This window comes from Pontibacter silvestris (assembly GCF_020907275.1).
Taxonomy (GTDB): Bacteria; Bacteroidota; Bacteroidia; order Cytophagales; family Hymenobacteraceae; genus Pontibacter; species Pontibacter silvestris.
In genome coordinates, this window is sequence record NZ_JAJJWI010000013.1 from 21,528 (window position 1) to 40,497 (window position 18,970).

At 38.7% G+C, this 18,970-nt stretch carries 16 protein-coding genes; 3 read left to right on the forward strand and 13 right to left on the reverse strand.

The genetic code is table 11. The features are described from left to right. Window positions 1–19: 19 nt before the first annotated feature. The 13 genes from LN995_RS12930 to LN995_RS12990 form a co-directional block, all read right to left on the reverse strand. Window positions 20–964: a glycosyltransferase gene (locus LN995_RS12930; RefSeq protein WP_229961501.1), complete on the reverse strand. Its 945-nt coding sequence runs from the start codon at window positions 962–964 to the stop codon at window positions 20–22. Between the two features lie 36 nt (window positions 965–1,000). Then, window positions 1,001–1,957, reverse strand: a complete 957-nt coding sequence (locus LN995_RS12935; RefSeq protein WP_229961502.1) for a glycosyltransferase family 2 protein — start codon at window positions 1,955–1,957, stop codon at window positions 1,001–1,003. Beyond that, a complete protein-coding gene (locus LN995_RS12940) occupies window positions 1,954–2,976 on the reverse strand; it encodes a glycosyltransferase (protein WP_229961503.1) in 1,023 nt (340 codons plus the stop codon). Before LN995_RS12940 ends, LN995_RS12935 begins: the two co-directional genes overlap by 4 nt. A gap of 11 nt (window positions 2,977–2,987) precedes the next feature. Next, window positions 2,988–3,803 carry a glycosyltransferase family 2 protein gene (locus tag LN995_RS12945; RefSeq protein WP_229961504.1) on the reverse strand — a complete coding sequence of 272 codons (816 nt, stop codon included), beginning with the start codon at window positions 3,801–3,803 and terminating at the stop codon, window positions 2,988–2,990. 38 nt (window positions 3,804–3,841) lie between these two features. Next, a complete protein-coding gene (locus LN995_RS12950) occupies window positions 3,842–4,987 on the reverse strand; it encodes a glycosyltransferase family 4 protein (RefSeq protein ID WP_229961505.1) in 1,146 nt (381 codons plus the stop codon). A gap of 18 nt (window positions 4,988–5,005) precedes the next feature. Further along, a complete protein-coding gene (locus LN995_RS12955; RefSeq protein ID WP_229961506.1) occupies window positions 5,006–5,740 on the reverse strand; it encodes an O-methyltransferase in 735 nt (244 codons plus the stop codon). Between the two features lie 9 nt (window positions 5,741–5,749). Then, entirely contained in the window at window positions 5,750–7,039 is a 1,290-nt protein-coding gene (locus LN995_RS12960) for an ABC transporter ATP-binding protein (protein ID WP_229961507.1), read from the reverse strand. 30 nt (window positions 7,040–7,069) lie between these two features. Beyond that, window positions 7,070–7,921: an ABC transporter permease gene (locus tag LN995_RS12965; protein ID WP_229961508.1), complete on the reverse strand. Its 852-nt coding sequence runs from the start codon at window positions 7,919–7,921 to the stop codon at window positions 7,070–7,072. Window positions 7,922–8,053: 132 nt separating this feature from the next. Then, the gene (gene gmd, locus LN995_RS12970; RefSeq protein ID WP_229961509.1) at window positions 8,054–9,166 is read right to left on the reverse strand and encodes a GDP-mannose 4,6-dehydratase; all 1,113 of its coding nucleotides are present in this window, start codon (window positions 9,164–9,166) and stop codon (window positions 8,054–8,056) included. 227 nt (window positions 9,167–9,393) lie between these two features. Then, on the reverse strand, window positions 9,394–10,329 hold the full coding sequence (gene fcl, locus LN995_RS12975) for a GDP-L-fucose synthase (protein ID WP_229961510.1): 936 nt from the start codon (window positions 10,327–10,329) through the stop codon (window positions 9,394–9,396). A gap of 292 nt (window positions 10,330–10,621) precedes the next feature. Next, a complete protein-coding gene (locus LN995_RS12980; RefSeq protein WP_229961511.1) occupies window positions 10,622–12,994 on the reverse strand; it encodes a GumC family protein in 2,373 nt (790 codons plus the stop codon). A 17-nt stretch (window positions 12,995–13,011) separates the two neighbouring features. Beyond that, on the reverse strand, window positions 13,012–13,848 hold the full coding sequence (locus LN995_RS12985) for a polysaccharide biosynthesis/export family protein (RefSeq protein WP_229961512.1): 837 nt from the start codon (window positions 13,846–13,848) through the stop codon (window positions 13,012–13,014). Window positions 13,849–13,923: 75 nt separating this feature from the next. Next, on the reverse strand, window positions 13,924–14,763 hold the full coding sequence (locus LN995_RS12990) for a hypothetical protein (protein WP_229961513.1): 840 nt from the start codon (window positions 14,761–14,763) through the stop codon (window positions 13,924–13,926). A gap of 450 nt (window positions 14,764–15,213) precedes the next feature. Here LN995_RS12990 and LN995_RS12995 point away from each other — a divergent pair, with 450 nt between their 5' ends. The 3 genes from LN995_RS12995 to LN995_RS13005 all read left to right on the forward strand — a co-directional run bounded on the left by LN995_RS12995 (window position 15,214) and on the right by LN995_RS13005 (window position 18,957). Beyond that, window positions 15,214–15,690, forward strand: a complete 477-nt coding sequence (locus LN995_RS12995; protein WP_229961514.1) for a hypothetical protein — start codon at window positions 15,214–15,216, stop codon at window positions 15,688–15,690. A 300-nt stretch (window positions 15,691–15,990) separates the two neighbouring features. After that, complete coding sequence (locus LN995_RS13000) at window positions 15,991–16,647, forward strand: HD domain-containing protein (protein ID WP_229961515.1); 657 nt, start codon at window positions 15,991–15,993, stop codon at window positions 16,645–16,647. A gap of 306 nt (window positions 16,648–16,953) precedes the next feature. Beyond that, a complete protein-coding gene (locus LN995_RS13005) occupies window positions 16,954–18,957 on the forward strand; it encodes a cation:proton antiporter domain-containing protein (protein ID WP_229961516.1) in 2,004 nt (667 codons plus the stop codon). Window positions 18,958–18,970: the final 13 nt, after the last annotated feature.

Here is an 18,970-nt window from a genome sequence, read left to right on the forward strand (position 1 = left end):
GTTAATCTTTAATTAACTCTTATTCTTTTGAAATAGAGACCTTCTTATTAAAAAGATATTTCAAAGGTTTAAATAAAAACTTTATCTTTTCTATTGAATTATACAACCCACCATGATAGAATGAAATAAACAGACTATAATACATGGATGCTATTTTCTTATTCTCAAATTCAATGCATGCTTGCCAATAATAGAATTTTTCATGATGAATAGCCAATGCTTTTTTTGTTAGGTTTTTAGCACTTTTAGAACGAAGACGTCGTACATAGGTGTCTCTCCTAACGACATTGTGCCACCGCATGGCATTCATCACGTTTTTACCAGTAGATATACCTCCTGGATGTTGTCTATAATAGTAGAGAGGTTCGTCAATATAAATAAACTCACCTACTTCCTCTAATTTGTAATATAAATCCTGGTCTTCAGCGCTTAAATAGGATGGATTGATTTTAGATGTTAACTCATATTTATCTCTCTTAAATGAAGCAAAAGCTGAAACCCTTTTCCCATTTGTATTTGTAAAATATGTTTCTCCGGTTGCAATAGGGCCAACAGTATCATTTATTTTTATAATGTTCAAATCTGAGTCACATAAAAAGTGTGTAGAATAGGCTAGGCTAATTTCAGGCAAAGATAAATGTACATCAACCATCAATTGTAAAGCATTAGTAGTGATAGTGTCATCAGGATCTAGAAATGCTAAAATATCGCCACAAGCTAAATCTGTTAACTTCCTTTTTGTTACTCCAACACCTTCATTCTTCTCATTAAAAAAAATTTTTATCTTATCATTTAGCTCAAGCTCCTTATAAATAGATATTGATTCATCATTAGAATAGTCATCTACGATAATGATTTCCCACTTACTATAAGTTTGAGCAATAACTGAGTTTATAGCTTCTCGCAAATACCTGCCATTATTATAATTTGCAATTAATATTGAAAAAAGAGGTGAAGGTGTCATTAAACTTAAAATATGATATTAAAAGCTTGTTTAGTTTTAAAAGTAGTTAAATACAAAATAAACACTCCTAAAGGCTAATCTTCTAATCCTAAACATTTTACATACTTTAAAAAGTAAAATAAATTTGTTTTTATTACATACTTTCAAGTACCTTATAATTGATTCATAAAATTCATTATCATTTTGATCTTTGAGAACATACAAACTGTCTTTGATCTTCTTTATTATATAAGGATAGATATACTTGTGTTTATAACTAAACTCGTGTAATACATCAATTTGAGCTTCAATCACTTGTTTTAAGTTTAACTTGTTTTCATCTGAAACAGAGTCAGATCGATCTCGATAAGCAGCCAGAACATAATCTATACCCTCAATTTTATAGCCATGAAGAAGAATCTTTAACCATAAATGATAATCTTCAGCATTTTGTATGTTTTTCTTCTCTGTAAAACCACCTACTTTATCTATAACCTTTTTTTTACAAATGGCCGTTAAAGTAGGAATTCTATTTCTTTTGATAAATGCAATTGCCCCTTCCTCACCATAGTAAACTCCATTTTTAGTTTGAAGTACTTTTGTATTCTCTATTAAAAACTCGTTTCTGAAAATATAAGTATCTGAAAATATTAAATCCGCTTCTGACTTACTAAAACATTTGATCTGAATTTCCAGCTTTTCGGATAGCCACAGGTCATCAGAATCAATAAAAGCAATGTACTTACCTTTCGCGGCTGATATTCCTGTGTTTCTTGCTTTTCCTTGTTTTCCATTTTCTTGATAGAGGTACTTTATACGGCAATCACTCCTCACAAAGCCTTTCACTAATGAAGCAGTATTATCAGTTGAGCCATCATCAATAACAATCAGTTCCCAATTGACATAAGTTTGTAATACTACACTTTTAATTGATTCAGCTATATATTTACCTGCATTATACGCAGGCATGATTACGCTCACCAAAGGAAGTTCTGCAATGCCGTTCAACATCATGAAAGGGTAATCAATAAATTATGTTGAATAGCATGTACTACATCTCTAAATCGAGGAGCTAACATTAATAACTCTTTTAAATCAGATTTTCTCCTTATATAGTTTAATTCTGCCATCAAAGAACTCGTACTTTTAAATTCCCTTTTAGCAGAAATAGCCTGTTTAGTTTTATCTTTTACCATGCTTGTATACATAGAAATCAGCCCAAGCTTTCTTTTAGCCTTAACCTCATAATTAATAAACCGATATAATTCAAAATACGTGTCCGTTTTACCAAAACCTTGAAACATGTTATTTAAAATATTCTTACTCATCCTGGTTTCAGGCATATAATGTTTTAAAACAAGTTTATCAGAGTAGTAAAATGGAATGCCTAAGTTTTGAAAAATGATACATAATTCTGAATCCTCCCCAACAGCTTTGCCTTTATTCTTACTTGTAATAAAACTAAAGCCCTTATCTCTAATATCTTTCCAGTAACTGGTTTTAACAACAAGACCTGCCCCCCAAAGATAATTTTGCTTTGTTGTAGGTAGCAGCCCTTCTCTTTCAGCTTGATTTCCTACAGCAAAAGCAACATGGGGCAATTTGTTAAACCAAATTGGTTGCTCTCCCTCAAATACAGGTATATTGTATCCACCAATTAACCCCACATTAGGATGTGAATTGAGGATTTCTAATATGTAGAGAATGTAGCTTTCGTCAAGCCAATTATCATCATCTACGGTAATTATGAAAGGAAAGGCAGCATTATCATAACCTGCTTCTATAGCATATCCCTTACCTTGATTTTTCTCTGTTATTATCCTTAGCGGAAATGGATTTCCTAATCGTATCCAAATTTCAGAAGCAGTAGTAATGGTATTATCTGTCGAAGCGTTATTAACTAATATAAGTTCTAAAGAAACATTTGGGGGGTACTTTAAATTAGATAAATGCTTAAGAGTAGGTTGAAGTCGCTTCTCTCCATTATAAGTACATAAGATTATAGAGAAACCTTCTATAGTAGTACTGTTCATTGTACCTCAAGTTACTTGCAAATTTTTTGATAAAGCCTTTGTACTGCCATCAGAGCTTTGATTGACTTTCTGTTAACTAACTGTTTTAACTTTAAATTTTCTTCAATCAAAATTTCAGTACAATCGACGAGATTCCGGACTTGAAGTGGTACTACACTGTTCCATATTTCTTGTTTTTCTAATCTATAGGCTTTAAAGTTATCAGAAGCACTCATGCCATTAAAATCATATATAATGATTGGATATTCTATATGTTCAAATACTTTATCATTAATTAAACTTTTTATCCATAACCAATAATCAGAAGCTAACTTATTGCTTTCAGGATATAAACCGAATTCCAGAAAAAGCTTAGAACTTATTAGTGCTGATTGATGATTAATGGTGTCTTTTTTAAGAAAAATGAGGTCTAACTCTTTAGGATGTTTCCAATAACTATTATTTGGTATATTTACATGATTATGATTAATCGCATACATATCACCATAATAAATATCCCTCTCAGGTACTTTCTCGATATATTTAGCGCAATATTCTAAACTCTTCTCATCTGAAAATTTGTCGCCGCTATTCAAAAACATTAAATAAGCTCCTGTAGCTTTTAAAATGCCCTTATTCATAGCATGATAAACACCATTATCTTTCTCACTACTCCAATAATCAATATTCTCCTCAAACTCCTTTATAAGTTCTACACTACCATCACTTGATCCTCCATCAATAACAATATATTCAAAGTCTTTGAAGCTTTGGGTAATCACGCATTCGATAGTTTGTCTTAACCCTACTGCGTTATTATAGTTAATTGTAATTATACTAATTTTCATCTAAAGCAGGTGCAATGAAGAATTATCAAAGCTTAACACTATTCCTTATAGAAATTTTGTTGTAGAATTCTAAATACTGAATCAGCATATTTCTCTTGAGTAAAGTTGTCATAAGCCCATTTCCAGCAGCTTTCTGCTATAGCCTTATATAATACGTCATTTACAATTAATTCCTCCATTTGTAATGCTAAACTTTCGATACTTCCATCATATAAAAGGCCAGTAATTTTATGATTAATTAATTCTTTAGTAGCAGCACTGTTACGTCCAATAACTGGCGTTTTACAACACATAGACTCTACCGTTACTCTTCCCATAGCCTCATTTTTAGAGCACATCAAAGAAACATCTGAAGACAAAAAAACCGAAAAAGGGTCTGACACTACACCTAAAAAAGAAACATCTTCGATTTTATTTGTGTTAACATAACTTTGTAATTGCTGTGCATTTCCACCTCCCGCTATCTTTAGCTTTACGTTTTTAAACTTTCTCTTTACAATTTCAAAAGCCTTAATAGCGTCAATCTGCCCTTTATCGTGATGAATAAGACCAACGATACAAAATATAAATTCATCCTTAGATGTATTTAATTCTCTATTTTTGTACTTCAGTACTGCTTTTTTTGTCTCAACTCCATTATATATAATATATGATTTGGAACAATTATCATTAACATAATAATCACGTAAGCATTTTGAAACAAATATTAAGGCTTTAGAACTTCTTAGAAGTAGTTTGAATAAAGAATAACCAAAGTTTGGATATAATTGATATTGTAATTCAGCAAATTCTCTTATGTGCCATAAGTGTGGTAGGTTGAGTAATTTTGAAACGTAAAAACCAGTATAGAATACAGAAGAATTACTATAAATCGCTTCTAAATGGTAATTTTTTAATATTCTAGCTATTCTATTTGCAGATCGATAATTATAATATAGTAATTTTGATTTAAAATACAAGCTTTTTACATTATACGAATTAAGGTTCTTATCAATAAAGTCAAGACTGAAGTTCAATATTAAATAATTGATATTGAGATCTTCTAAAACGCTTAGTAGTTCTCCCTTGTTAGGAACAATAACAACGGGATCTACTCCATAGCTATTTAACCCTTTTATTAAATTTATCAAAGATCTATTAGCTCCATATAAAGAAGTATAATGAGTAAAGAATGCAATCTTCATCTATGATATTTCTGCAAATTATTTGATATTATATGTCCTTCCTCTATATAATCTAGAAAATGAGTTATTCAATTTTTCAAGATTAAAGCTATATTTTTCAGACCACATTTGTATTATAGATTTTTCTCCATCTCTATCTGTATCATCTAAGAATAATGAGAAGTCCTCAGCAAGAAAATTATAAACATAAGGTAACGCAGGATAGCGACTTTGCTCTATTTCTTTATGCCATGCTTCTGGACCATCTACAAGAACACAATCAACTTTTCCTTTATACCTTTCTAAAACTTGTAGTTTTTCAATATTATACCAGTCATTATTATTTAAAGACAACGCACAACTACTTAATTCAGCCTTTATAAGATGTATATTGTTTAAATCAAGTGATTCTTTTTTTATATATTTAGAGATAATATTTAGCCATTCCTGATTATTATCAAATGATATAAGTGTTACATCTTTTAGATTTAATTGTAGCAATAATTCTGAAAGGAATATTGTAGATATACCAGAACCAAACTCTACAATTACTTTTCTATTATTTATGATTATATCATTAAGAAAATATGTAATTGATGAATATCTAAGGGATGACTCAGTATAAGGTAAATATGGTAAAGAGTTTAGAAGAGATGATAATTGTTTAGCTGATATAATATCTACTGAATTATTATATGTGATATCAACTAAAGAATTTATTGAACTAAGCTTTAATTTTATATCCTGAATATACGCCTTAATTTTGTTTTTCATTTTGTTTTATTAGTGAATTGTAAAAGAATGGTCAACAAGAAAGTAACCCTGTCCTTCAGGTAAAGAAGCTCCAGTACAGAAGAAGTCACCATTCACAACATTGAAAGAACCTGCATTAGGAACCCAATCTACGGTTTCTCCCATTACTCTCATGTTTAATGTAAATGAATAAGCTCCTTCTCTAAGCTGCAATTTAGGGACTTCAATATAAACCTTATTGACTTCAGGGGGTAAACTACTAAATGTTTGCTGTGTTAAATCAGTACTTAATAAGAGTATCCGGTTATCCATACTGTCATTAACACCAATAGAGAAATGCACCTTCTTTAAGGTCTCTAAGGTTTTTTTTCTCATAAAACTTAATTCAATAATTACCTTATGACCATTTAGCAAAGTAGTTACAGGAGTATAATTCTCATCTAAAAATTTCACCTCTGTATAAGTTACCAATTGATTACCTTTGCGATCTATCCTGTCTTTTAGACAAGAAGTAGAGAAAAGGCTCTCATTATCTTTTAAATAAAGATCAACTATATTTTTGATAGTCGATTGTTCATATATCTGCCCATCCTTCATAAAAAGACCATTGTCACACAAATTGAGCATTGATGCCATATTGTGGCTCACAAACAAAACTGTCCTCTCTCCTCCTTTCGCTACTTCCTGCATTTTACCGATTGCCTTCTTTTGAAACTCTGCATCTCCTACTGCTAATACTTCATCCACAATCAATATCTCAGGATCTAAATGAGCAGCTACAGCGAAAGCCAATCTTACTCGCATACCCGAAGAGTAACGTTTCACTGGGGTATCTATGTAGCGTTCTGTACCAGAGAAAGCCACTATCTCATCAAATTTAGCTCGCACTTCTGCTTTAGTCATGCCCATAATGGCACCATTTAAAAAAACATTTTCCCTACCAGTTAGCTCTTCATGAAAGCCTGTGCCTACCTCCAGCAAAGAGGCTATACGCCCTTTCGCTTTGATAGTACCTGTTGTTGGTGAAGTAACCCGCGAAAGCAGCTTTAGCAATGTAGATTTACCGGCACCGTTTTTACCAACAATGCCTAAAACCTCGCCTTGCTTTACTTCAAAATTAATATCTTTTAAAGCCCACACATATTCACTGCTTCCTTTGGTAGCACGGTCATTTGTCTCACCAATTTTCAGGTAAGGGTCTTCGTTCCCTCTCACGCGGTGCCACCAGCGGTTCAGATCGTGTGCAAGCGTTCCTGTGCCTACCACTCCCAGGCGATACTGTTTTGAGAGGTCCTCAACCTTAATGGCTATATCTGACATAGAATTTTAAAAGTAGTAAATCAAAAAAAATTAAACAGTGTCCATGAAAGTACGCTGTACTCTGTTAAAAATGAGGGTGCCGAAGTACATAACTATAAAACAAAATAAAGTGCTGTACCCTAAATACGCCCAATGAAAAGTACCTTCCCCAAAGAAACCGTACCGAAAGGTTTCGATGATTGCGCTCATGGGGTTAGCAAGTATGACCCAGCGCAGCTTCCCTTCCAGCGTGGAAAGCGGGTAAATAACCGGTGAGGCATACATGGCTAGCTGTACTCCGAAAGTTATCAGGAAGGTAAGGTCGCGGTATTTGGTAGTCATGGAAGAAATAATCATACCTAAACCCAGGCCTATTCCAGCCATCAGGAAGAGCAGGAAAGGAAAAAGCAGGGCGTACGCATTAGGCTGTATATCAGCGCCCTGCACCATGTAAAAAATCCAGACACCTATAAAGAGTAGGAACTGTACCCCGAACTTCATCATGTTGCTTACAACCACTGAGAGTGGCATGATGAGGCGGGGAAAATAGACTTTCCCGAATATGTTAGCGTTCGAGATAAAGATGTTGGAGGTTTTGTTGATACACTCAGCAAAGTAATTCCAGAGCACAATGCCACTTAGGTAAAACACCACATGCGGAATGCCATCAGTCGATAAGTTGGCTACCCTGCCAAATACAAACGTAAATATGATGGTGGTCAGCACCGGCTGGAGAAAGAACCAGGTAGGGCCTAATACTGTCTGCTTATAGAATGTGACAAAATCCCTTCTGACAAACAGCAGCAATAAGTCTCTGTACCGCCATACTTCCTTTAGTTCCAGGTCGAAAAGGCTGGACTTTGGCTTGATTACCAAGGTCCAGTCTTCTTCTTTTTCCTTCATCAAAATGAGTCTTTTAATTAAAATTGAAAGCTAGTATTACTAGTTTCAAACTATAACGTACTTTTAAAATGCAATGAGACAATAACTCTTGAAATTATTGTCTCATTTATGTTATTACACCTGGTTCCAGTGCTATTCGTAATAGTTCAGGATACGGTGGCCACCTTCCATCAGGTAAGTGTCACGCTTGAACAGATCCACATCAGACTGCATCATGTCTTTCACCAGCGCAGGAAGGTCATACTTTGGTTCCCACCCTAATTTTGTCTTAGACTTGGTTGCATCTCCTATCAGCAGTTCCACTTCTGTTGGCCGGAAGTAATTCGGGTCTACGCATACTACCTCCAGGCCTTTTTCCAGTTGATACTCCGGGTTATGGCAGGCAGCAACGCAGCCTCTCTCCTCTACTCCCTCTCCTTTAAACTCTATCTCGATGCCCACTTCAGCAAAAGCCATTTTCACAAAGTCCCGTACAGTAGTGGTTACACCTGTGGCAATAACGTAATCTTCTGCTACGTCCTGCTGCAGGATGCGCCACATCGCCTCTACGTAATCTTTGGCATGCCCCCAGTCGCGGCGGGCATCCAGGTTGCCCAGGAACAGTTTATCCTGTAAACCTAAGGCTATACGGGCCGCCGCGCGTGTAATTTTGCGGGTAACAAATGTCTCGCCCCGCAATGGCGACTCATGGTTAAACAGGATGCCGTTACAGGCAAACATGTTATAAGCTTCGCGGTAGTTAACGGTAATCCAGTAGGCATAAAGCTTGGCCACCGCATACGGAGAACGCGGATAGAACGGAGTAGTTTCAGACTGCGGCACTGCCTGCACCAATCCGTATAGCTCAGAGGTAGATGCCTGGTAAACCCTTGTTTTTTCTGCTAAACCTAAAATACGAATTGCCTCCAGAATGCGCAAAGTGCCTATGCCGTCTGCATTGGCAGTGTACTCCGGTGTATCGAAGCTAACCTTTACGTGGCTCATTGCCGCCAGGTTATAGATTTCGTCCGGCTGTGTTTCCTGTATAATGCGAATAAGATTGGTGGAGTCCGTCAGGTCTCCGTAGTGCATCTTAAAGTTCACATTCTTCTCATGCGGGTCCTGGTACAGGTGGTCTACACGATCGGTATTGAAGAGTGAGGAACGCCTCTTAAGTCCGTGAACTTTGTAGCCTTTGCTCAAAAGCAGTTCTGCCAGGTAAGCTCCGTCCTGACCAGTAACACCTGTTATAAGGGCTGTTTTCATTTTTTCAGCTATTTAAATCTTTATTTCACTTGGATGACATAAGGGAGGATAAAATATCCAACCAATTCTGCCCCTCCGTGTCAAGGCTAGGAATGTTTCCAATGAATGCGCAAGGCAGAACTGCTCCTGCTACAGGGTAAGAAACATTCCCCCTTTGCCCCCTGCATGTAAACACGAAGGCTATTACGGATGGGGAATAGTATTAGTTTTATATATGCTATATATTATTAAGCTAATACATGTTTCTCTTTAAAATCAGCATAAGCCAGCGAGACACCTTCTTTCAGTTCAGTGGTATGTTTATAACCTAAGGCATGTAATTTAGATACATCCATCAGTTTGCGGGGAGTACCATCCGGTTTGGAGGTGTCAAAAACAAGCTCGCCATCAAAACCAACAACTTCTTTCACCAGCAGAGCCAGCTCTTTTATGGTCACGTCTTCACCTGTACCGATATTGATTAATTCACGTCCATTGTAGTGCTCCATCAGGAAAACACAGGCTTCAGCCAGGTCATCGGCAAAAAGAAACTCCCGTTTTGGGCTACCTGTACCCCACACAGTAACCGTAGGCTCATGGTTTACTTTCGCCTCATGGAACTTGCGGATAAGAGCAGGAAGTACGTGAGAATTGTTCAGATCATAATTGTCGTTGTACCCATACAGGTTGGTAGGCATTACGCTGATAAAGTTACAGCCATACTGGTCCCGATAAGACTCGCACAGTTTAATACCTGTGATTTTAGCTATAGCATAGGGCTCATTGGTCGGCTCCAGGGCACCTGTTAAAAGATAGTCTTCCTTTAACGGCTGGGGGGCCATTTTAGGGTAAATGCAGGAAGAACCCAGAAACTGTAGTTTTGTTACCTGGTGCAAGTAAGCTGCATGAATAATATTCGCCTCTATCATGAGGTTATCAAACAGAAAGTCTGCCCGATAAATGTTATTCGCCTGAATACCTCCCACTTTTGCGGCAGCCAGGAAAACATATTCCGGCTTCTCCTCTTTAAAGAAATCCAGCACAGCCTGCTGGTTACGAAGATCCAGTTCAGATGAGGTGCGGGTAATCAGGTTCTGGTATCCTTCTGCTTCCAACTTACGGCAAATTGCAGACCCTACCATCCCCCTATGACCTGCCACATATATTTTAGCAGCTTTTTCCATCAATCAAATTATGTTAAACAGTTGTTTGTTTAAGGTTATATAAATTAAACAAATACTTATATAATAAAAACTTTATTTAATGTAGTATTCAATCTTCTGTTTTTTTAACCAGAAGATAAGCCATCACTGGTTACCCTCGGCTATAAACAAAGTACCTGTCGTGTAACTAAAAGTTACTTATTAAACAACACAGGTTGCTAGTTAACGAGGTTTAGTAATTCGCCAACTGGTTAATAATAGTTGAGGCTACAGGAAACCCCTTTAAGCTTATAGCAACAATAATGGTCAGGTTTTAGACCTTTAAAATGCGCTTCCACCAGGGCTTCGTTTGGGCATCCTCTGCATAATACCCATAGCCGTAGCCATAACCGTACCCGTAACCATAATTCAGTTTACTGAAATTCACATCGTTAAATAGTATGGCCATCTTATCGATTTTACCGCTTTCATACTGTTGCTGAATATTGCTCAAAAAGCTCTTCAGCGTATAATCCTGGCGTACCATAAATATGTTGGCATCCGCTACCTGCATCAGTTCTAACCCATCAGATAATATACCTACAGGTGGTGTATCGATAATAATATAATCAAACTGGTTCTTTAAAGTAAAAACCAGGTCATCCATTCGCTTACTCAACAGCAACTCCGACGGGTTTGGAGGAATATCACCGGACGGAAAGATATATAACTGTTCCTGGATAGTAGTATGTACAACCTCTTCCAGAGAGGCATATCCTGCCAGGTAATTACTTAGCCCTACATTGCTATGCACACCATAATCAGTATTATTATTAGGTTTGCGCATGTCTGCATTTATCAATAAGGTACGCTCTCCTGAAATGGCAAAAATATATGCAAGGTTTTTCGCTGAGAAAGTTTTCCCCTCACCACTTACAGACGATGTAACCACGATTATCTTCCCTTTCTGCTCCTGCCCTCCAATCATAAAGCGCAGATTAGAACGAACAGTCCTGAAAGCCTCTGCCAGTGCGGATTTAGGGCTCTGATCGATCAGGCTGCTGCTTTCACGTTTGTTATGCCCGATAATGCCCAGCAAGGGAATAGTGGACAGTTTACCGATATCCTCCGTGGAGGTGATTTTATTATTCAGCACCTCTTTCAGGAAAATGAAGCCGGCAGGCAAGGCTAAACCAATAAACAGAGCTATTAAATAATTCTGGTTAGGTTTTGGGGAAATTGCAGCTTTAACGGCGGCAGTATTAACCAGTTTTGCATCGGGTGTTGTGGCAGCTGTAGAAATGCCTGCTTCTGCCCGTTTCTGCATCAGGAAAACATAAAGCCCCTCGCTCAGGTTATACATGCGCTGCAGGTTGATAAACTGGCGCTCCGCCGCAGGTAACTGCTGCAGGGTTGCCATCATTCTGCCAACACGGGCATTTATATCGTTTATGGCTATTTGGTTTGCCCGTTGCAGGTTACGCACATTTTCAGAAATACCAGAAAGTATTTCCCTTGCTGTTGCCCTGGCAGAACGTATCTGTGTATTTACCAAGGGGTTCTGCGTTTGCTCTGCCTGTAAAGAAGACAGCTGTAGCTGTACTTCTATAAGTTGTTGAATTAGTTGGTTTAACACAGGATCTGCTACACCAAAGGATGAAGGAGCAACCACGCTTTCTGTTATGTTACCATCGGCTATATAATTCTTCAGGTAGTCATAATACTGGGCCTCAACGAGCAGGGCAGCTTTTTCCTGCTCCAGGTCTTGAATCAGCTGACTGGTCTGGCTTCCCTCGTCACTCATTGTGAGGCCTGTATTCGCTTTTTTGAAAGATTCCAGGCGGTTTTCTACCAGGTACAAAGAATCGCTGATCTGGCCTAACTGCTGATCTATAAAATTTATTGTGTTAACTGCATTTGTGTTTTTTTCATTTAAGCCTGCCAAGATATAGGTTTGAACATGCTGATTCAGAAAGTCCATTCCCTTTTTAATATTATCTGTTACGACACTTATTTCAAGAATAGAAGTCTCCTGAACCGGTTGAATATTCAGGCTCCCCCGGTACTGCCCTATTAGGCTTTCAATCGAATTCAGTTGGAAAAAAAGATCTTCCTCCGTGTACTGATTCTTTCTGAGATGCTGCACAACAAACTTAAAGCCGTTTAAATTAATCACCCTGTCAAACAGGAAGTTCTGCGCTGTTGCCTCCTGGGCTATAGAAGCATTGTCAGCAGATAATGTAAAGGTGTTATCATCAATTATCTCGCACTTGATTAAGACTCCATAAGGAATGAAAGAGGAGGAAGAATCCACTAAAACCCGGATCGGGCTTTCGCCATAAATCTCTGTAAACTTAATGTTACCTTCGGCAAAATAAGATACCCTAAAGTCTAAGGCCTGTAGAGTTGCTCTTACCAGATCATTTGATTTTAGCAGGACCGATTCATTTCTCAGGTTTTTAGTATTGGAAAAAGGCTCTTCCCCATATAGTAAGGCAACCGGGGCATTGGTGATATCCGATGCATCTTTTATAAGGACGGTCGTTCCAACTTCATAAACAGGAGTCGTATACCTGTTAAACAAAAAAGCTGCCACTAAAGCCAGGGGAATAGTGATAGCAAACAAGTACCAGTACTGCTTTAGTTTCTGCAGTATCAGTTGAATATCGATCAGGTTATCCTGTTGTGGTATTGGTTCCGGGCTCACGTGTTAATAATAAGAATTTACCTGGTAAGGCGTTCTATAAGTAAAGTGATAGTACTTAACACTGATAAGGTCAGTGCTACACTGGATAACAGGTTCTCGCGTATGTTTCGGGCAGGCAAAGGGTCTACGACTAACATATCGTTGGGTTGCAGGAAGAAGTTGTTCTGCCCCACGGTGTTGTTATCCAGCAAGCTAAATGTGTAAAGCTTTGCCTGCCCCCCCTCAGATCGAAGCAACTTTATCCGGCCCCGGTTAGCATAGGGGGTTAAGCCTCCTGCCGTTGCTATGGCTTCCACTACATTAATGTTATCCTGATAGGTTGTAAACTGTCCCTGTCGCGTTACCTCGCCCAACACTGTATAACGAAAAGTCAAGAGCCTGAGGTTAACAGTTGGGTCAGTCAAGTAAGGCCGTAGTGCGTCTGTTACTTTTATGCGGGCTTCCGGCATTGTCAGGTTTGCCAGGTTTACCTTTCCAATAACCGGAAGAATCATGTTTCCCTCTGCATCCAGCGTATAGCCGTCTAAAACAGGATCCTGGGCACCAAAAGTTGCCGTACCTGTATTCAGAAAGTTAAATTCAGTTGGAGTTGTGCTCTGCACCCGCAGCGACAGCACGTCACCGGGTTTCAAGGTATAGACCTGGGGCTTCAGGTCGAAAGTCTTTAAAAGCTTATCTGCCTCGCCCTGGTTTCTGACCTCAGGATCATTCTGTAATAAGATAAGCTTTTTCTGTGGAACGCAGGAGCTTACGAGAAGTATTCCCAACAACATCCATGCAGCAATAAGGGTGTAACGCATTCTTGGTGTCTCTACACTTAAAGTTTTTAGCTCAGTAATATTCCGGAGCCACATGACAAGTAACGAATTTATAAAATTAATCGTGTTTACCGGGAATTAACCACTCTCATTCTCAATTAATATGTATTTCTAAAACTGCACCGCCACGCCATTGGTTATGGAATATACAAAACGGGTAACAGGCACAATCGGTTCATCTTCATAAACACAGGTAAAGCCTGTCTTTAAAGTCAGGGACTTATATACCTTGACACTTAAGCTTATATCGCCGCTTACACGGTTTCTGAACTTATCAATACTTTCCGCATAGCCTGTCTGATAGTAAACGATAGCATTGGTTTCTACATTTTCATTAAGTTTCGCTTTGGCACTTACGTAGTTGGTGGATTTCAGCAGATCGGATGTTCGTATAATGTCCTCCTCTTCCGGCATTTCCCACTCTTCGTGCTCGTGCATGAGCCCTGTACCGAAGAAAACATCCACATTTTCTTTATTGCGCAGAATTTCTAAACGAAGATACGCTCCGCCCAGGGTACGCAGTTCAAGACCTCTTGCCTTATCGGCCTGCACCTGGGCAAAAAGCTCATAAGAAAGCTTTCGCTTCCTGAAAAGATTTGTTCTGAGGTGCGAATACCCTGTACTTGCCACGGCGTTACGCTGGCTGGAGGAAGTGTAATTAACAAGCAGGTAATTTACATAATTCAGAAGCAGGTAACTGTGCTGTTTCGAAAAATAGGCTATATCGCCATCAAAAGTAAGCTGCAAATAATTATTCGGGTTATTTTCACCTGCATTCTGGTTATACATCGAAAAGTCCAGCCCGATCTTACCGGTTAAATAGTTGCTTGAATCCCGCTTTACCCGTTCCTCTTCTATGTTAACTATTTGTGCATTCGCTTTTTGAAGAAAAGAAAAGAGAGAAAGCAAAAGGGTACAAAATATAAGTTTTAATCGGGTATTTTCAGCCATAGGTATCAAAAGAGCAGCTTACAGGACTAGTTTTCTTTTAAAATAAAGGTTAGAGCTTTCAGGCTTAGCTATCATTAGCATCTATAATGTTGCAGGCGTAATCAAAGCCTCTTCAACTAAGCTGTTTTTCTTGACCGTTACATTTTAGTCAATAACAAATATTGTCAAAACTTTTTGCTATTTCTAACGCTTATCAAAAAAGATACTCTGGCGTATATTATACAGGCTTATCATTCAATTGCTTAGCAATTTCTTAAGTGATTGCTCGTTTCAAAAGTACTAAACCAGATCAGGTACCGTGAAAGCCTCCAACAGTATTATCATAGACCAAGCAGCTCAACATGCAGCAAATATGTATTCGAGTTAAACCGAGCTAAAATATTGGCCACTATTCTATAAAAAACAGTATTTCACTTTATTCAAATGTTTTACTTGTTAAGATAAAGTATCATGGCACAAGCATCAATAGAACTGGTACAGGCATTAAAAGAAACTGCTTTACGGCTTGCGGCAGGCCAAAGTTACCAGTGGGGACACATGGGAAGTTGCAACTGCGGGCACCTAGCACAAACTGTAACCCAGTACAGCAAAGGAAAAATTCATGGTGCTGCCATGTGGCGCTACGGTGATTGGCGGGAACAGCTACGCGACTACTGCCCACACAGCGGATTACCTTTAGACCAAATTATTGACCAGATGCTGGACTTTGGCTTCACGACGAATGAGCTTACGCACCTGGAAAGGTTATCGCACCCTCGCATTGTCGCTAAACTGCCCGCCGACAAGAAACACCTGGTTTATAATAACAGGGATGATGTTGTCTTGTACCTGAACACATGGGCCGCCTTACTGGAAGATGAAATAGTAGCTAATATTTCTGTCAAAGCCGAAAAAGAAACAACTGGAGCTCTTGCTACTGTTTCTTAGTACAAGTTAAAGTGGCTACAGAACAGGATGAGTTGAAGGCCTCGTAGTGCGCGCAGCTCCTGCGAACGTTTGAAGCAGAAAATGCCTTTGTAAAGTTTCACATATAAATTTTTTCGAAGACCTTCGATAGCAATAAAACAATTTAGGAGCTTAAATTTAAATGAAGAGTTTAATTTCAGGAAGTTACATGAAGTTTAGATTTTAAGTGCTGCCAACACTTCCCAGACATAATTTCCTCCTTGCTTGCCGGGTAAAAGATATTTTGTCAGTTTTGGAGAAACTTAAACTGATATTACCCCTATGTTAACTCCTGAGCAAATTATTGAAACCACTGCAGATCATGTAAAAGAATGGTTTACGGGTGAGGGTTCCGGGCATGACTGGTGGCACATTTACAGGGTGTGGAATAATGCGAAACATATTGCTAAGCATGAGCAGGCAGATATGTTTATCGTAGAACTTGCTGCTTTACTACATGACATAGCAGATCATAAGTTTCATAATGGTGACGATACTGTAGGCCCGCGCGTAGCCAGGGAATGGCTGCAAGGGCTTCATGTATCAGATGAAATAACTGATCGTATATGCGTCATCATCAAAGAAATATCTTTTAAAGGGGCTGGCACATCTTCTGTAATGAGTTCTTTAGAAGGTGCTATTGTTCAGGATGCGGACCGGCTTGATGCCATTGGGGCCATTGGCATCGCCAGAACCTTTGCCTATGGTGGACACAAAAACCGTGAGATGTATGACCCGGCTATAAAACCCGTTTTACACGATAGCTTTGAGGCTTATAAAGCCAACACTGCTCCTACTATCAATCATTTTTATGAAAAGCTTTTGTTGCTGAAAGACCGTATGCATACTGAAACAGCCAGAAGAATAGCTGCCCGAAGGCACCAGTATATGGAAGAGTTCCTCTCCCAGTTTTATGCAGAATGGGAAGGCCTGAGATAATAATGCCGATAGTTGTAGATTGCAAAATGCCTGAAGTCTATTAAAGAATCAGATGTGAGTGTTAAGACATTGAATATATCTTTTAATTTTAACTGATGATTCACCACCTTGACACAGGTGTTTATTTGCTGTGTCTTAATACTTATTGAGCAGCTTCTCAGTAACAACATTAGCACTGGCAGTAACTGGAATAAACCTTTAGCTGCTGTGCTATAGTTAAAATATTATAAGATGATAAGTAGGCGTATTGGCTAAAACTTTGTTCTCGTTAATCCTGCTATAAAATTATTAATATCAAACCTGATCATGGAAATCCCTTTACTCTCAGACATTGTCATTATTCTTGGTTTAGCGGTGGTGGTTATCCTGCTGTTTCAGCGGTTTAAGCTGCCCACCATACTGGGCTTTCTGGCAACCGGAGTAATAGCTGGTCCACATGGGCTGAGCCTTATACAGGATACACATGACATTGAAATATTAGCAGAGATAGGTGTAATTCTATTGCTCTTTATTATAGGCATGGAGTTTTCGCTGCGGCAGCTGGCTATGATAAAGCGAACTGTTTTGTTAGGAGGTACTGCACAGGTGTTTCTTACCATAGGCTTAGTGGCTCTGGTGATGGTGATTCTTGGCTTCGAAATCGGTGAGGCTGTTTTCATGGGCTTCCTTATCTCGCTGAGCAGTACGGCTATTGTGCTGAAACTTTTACAGGACAGAAGCGAGATTAACAGTCCTCACGGAAAGATTATATTGGGTATTCTGATCTTTCAGGACATTATAGTCGTGCCGATGATGCTATTTACTCCGCTGATGGCAGCAGGAGGCACAGAGAACCTTGTTATGTCCCTCCTGCTAATGGCTGCCAAAGGTATTCTTGTGATTGTTTTTGTACTGATAAGTGCGCGTTACCTGGTTCCTAAGCTACTCTACCTGGTGGCCCAGACACGAAGCAGAGAGCTGTTTATACTTTGCGTGGTCGTTATCTGCTTTGCCGTTGCCTGGTTTACGTCCAGCTTGGGGCTATCACTGGCTTTGGGAGCCTTTATGGCTGGTCTTATAATTTCCGAATCAGAATACAGCCACCAGGCTACGAGTAATATTCTACCCTTTCGGGAGATATTCACGAGCTTCTTCTTTGTGTCTATTGGTATGCTGCTTGATTTTAATTTTATGCTGCAGCATTTTCTTGTGATACTTTTCTTTACCACCATCACCATTCTGCTAAAAGGGCTGGTAGCAACCATAGCAGGCCGTATACTACAGTACCCGCTTCGCGTTTCTGTTTTAGTAGGTTTATCTATTTTCCAGGTTGGTGAATTTGCCTTTATTCTTTCCACCACTGGTATTAATAATGGCTTGCTCACAGACGCCACTTACCAGTACTTCCTGTCTGTTTCGCTATTAACAATGGGCATAACACCCTTCATTATAAAGTCTTATCATAATATTGCCTCAAGAATTACTTCAAGTATATCGAACGGAGAAACTCATTTTGCCATTGCTGATATACCGAATGAGGCAGAGGACGAATTACATAAACTGGATGACCACATTGTTATTATCGGGTATGGCATAAATGGCCGGAATGTTGCCAAAGCAGCCAAACATGCTCATATTCCTTATATTATTATAGAACTGAATGCGGTTACTGTCAGGCAGGAGCGCCAGCTGGGGGAGCCTATCCTTTATGGAGATGCTGTTCATGGCACTATTCTTTCACATGTTAATATCCAGAAAGCACGGGTTGTGGTTATTGCTATTTCTGACCCACAGGCAACGAAGCGCATCCTGGCCAGTATTCGCCAGAACAATGAAAAGGTGCATATAATTGTGCGCACCCGTTTTGTACAGGAGATGGAAGAAAATTATCGTTTAGGGGCAGATGAGGTTATACCGGAAGAGTTTGAGACTTCCATTGAGATATTCACAAGGGTATTGACTAAGTACCTGATGCCACAGGATGAAATTGATGCCTTTACCCAACTTATAAGGTCTGATAACTACGATATGCTTCGGAGCATAAGTGGAAAAACCTCGGGCAGCATGGCCAATTTAAATTTTGTTTTGCCTGATATTGAGGTAGCCACCCTGCGGGTTTATACTAAAGATGAAGGCATTGTTAATAAACCTTTACTTGAAATTAATATTCGCAACAGGTTCAATATTACTATTGTAGCCATTAATCGTAAAAATGAAACTATATTGAATATAACAGCTTCAACTAAACTGCAACAGGGCGATGTACTTTATGTGGTAGGAAGACCAGAAGCCATCATGAACTTTAATCATCACCTGAAAGAGGAAGAGTAAAAGCAACAGGCGT

What these genes read in the sequence shown, in the direction of transcription:
- LN995_RS12930 (WP_229961501.1), bottom strand. Translation starts at nt 964, where the DNA reads ATGACACCTTCACCTCTTTTTTCAATATTAATTGCAAATTATAATAAT.
- LN995_RS12935 (WP_229961502.1), bottom strand. Translation starts at nt 1,957, where the DNA reads ATGATGTTGAACGGCATTGCAGAACTTCCTTTGGTGAGCGTAATCATG.
- LN995_RS12940 (WP_229961503.1), bottom strand. Translation starts at nt 2,976, where the DNA reads ATGAACAGTACTACTATAGAAGGTTTCTCTATAATCTTATGTACTTAT.
- LN995_RS12945 (WP_229961504.1), bottom strand. Translation starts at nt 3,803, where the DNA reads ATGAAAATTAGTATAATTACAATTAACTATAATAACGCAGTAGGGTTA.
- LN995_RS12950 (WP_229961505.1), bottom strand. Translation starts at nt 4,987, where the DNA reads ATGAAGATTGCATTCTTTACTCATTATACTTCTTTATATGGAGCTAAT.
- LN995_RS12955 (WP_229961506.1), bottom strand. Translation starts at nt 5,740, where the DNA reads ATGAAAAACAAAATTAAGGCGTATATTCAGGATATAAAATTAAAGCTT.
- LN995_RS12960 (WP_229961507.1), bottom strand. Translation starts at nt 7,039, where the DNA reads ATGTCAGATATAGCCATTAAGGTTGAGGACCTCTCAAAACAGTATCGC.
- LN995_RS12965 (WP_229961508.1), bottom strand. Translation starts at nt 7,921, where the DNA reads ATGAAGGAAAAAGAAGAAGACTGGACCTTGGTAATCAAGCCAAAGTCC.
- gmd (WP_229961509.1), bottom strand. Translation starts at nt 9,166, where the DNA reads ATGAAAACAGCCCTTATAACAGGTGTTACTGGTCAGGACGGAGCTTAC.
- fcl (WP_229961510.1), bottom strand. Translation starts at nt 10,329, where the DNA reads ATGGAAAAAGCTGCTAAAATATATGTGGCAGGTCATAGGGGGATGGTA.
- LN995_RS12985 (WP_229961512.1), bottom strand. Translation starts at nt 13,848, where the DNA reads ATGTGGCTCCGGAATATTACTGAGCTAAAAACTTTAAGTGTAGAGACA.
- LN995_RS12990 (WP_229961513.1), bottom strand. Translation starts at nt 14,763, where the DNA reads ATGGCTGAAAATACCCGATTAAAACTTATATTTTGTACCCTTTTGCTT.
- LN995_RS12995 (WP_229961514.1), top strand. Translation starts at nt 15,214, where the DNA reads ATGGCACAAGCATCAATAGAACTGGTACAGGCATTAAAAGAAACTGCT.
- LN995_RS13000 (WP_229961515.1), top strand. Translation starts at nt 15,991, where the DNA reads ATGTTAACTCCTGAGCAAATTATTGAAACCACTGCAGATCATGTAAAA.
- LN995_RS13005 (WP_229961516.1), top strand. Translation starts at nt 16,954, where the DNA reads ATGGAAATCCCTTTACTCTCAGACATTGTCATTATTCTTGGTTTAGCG.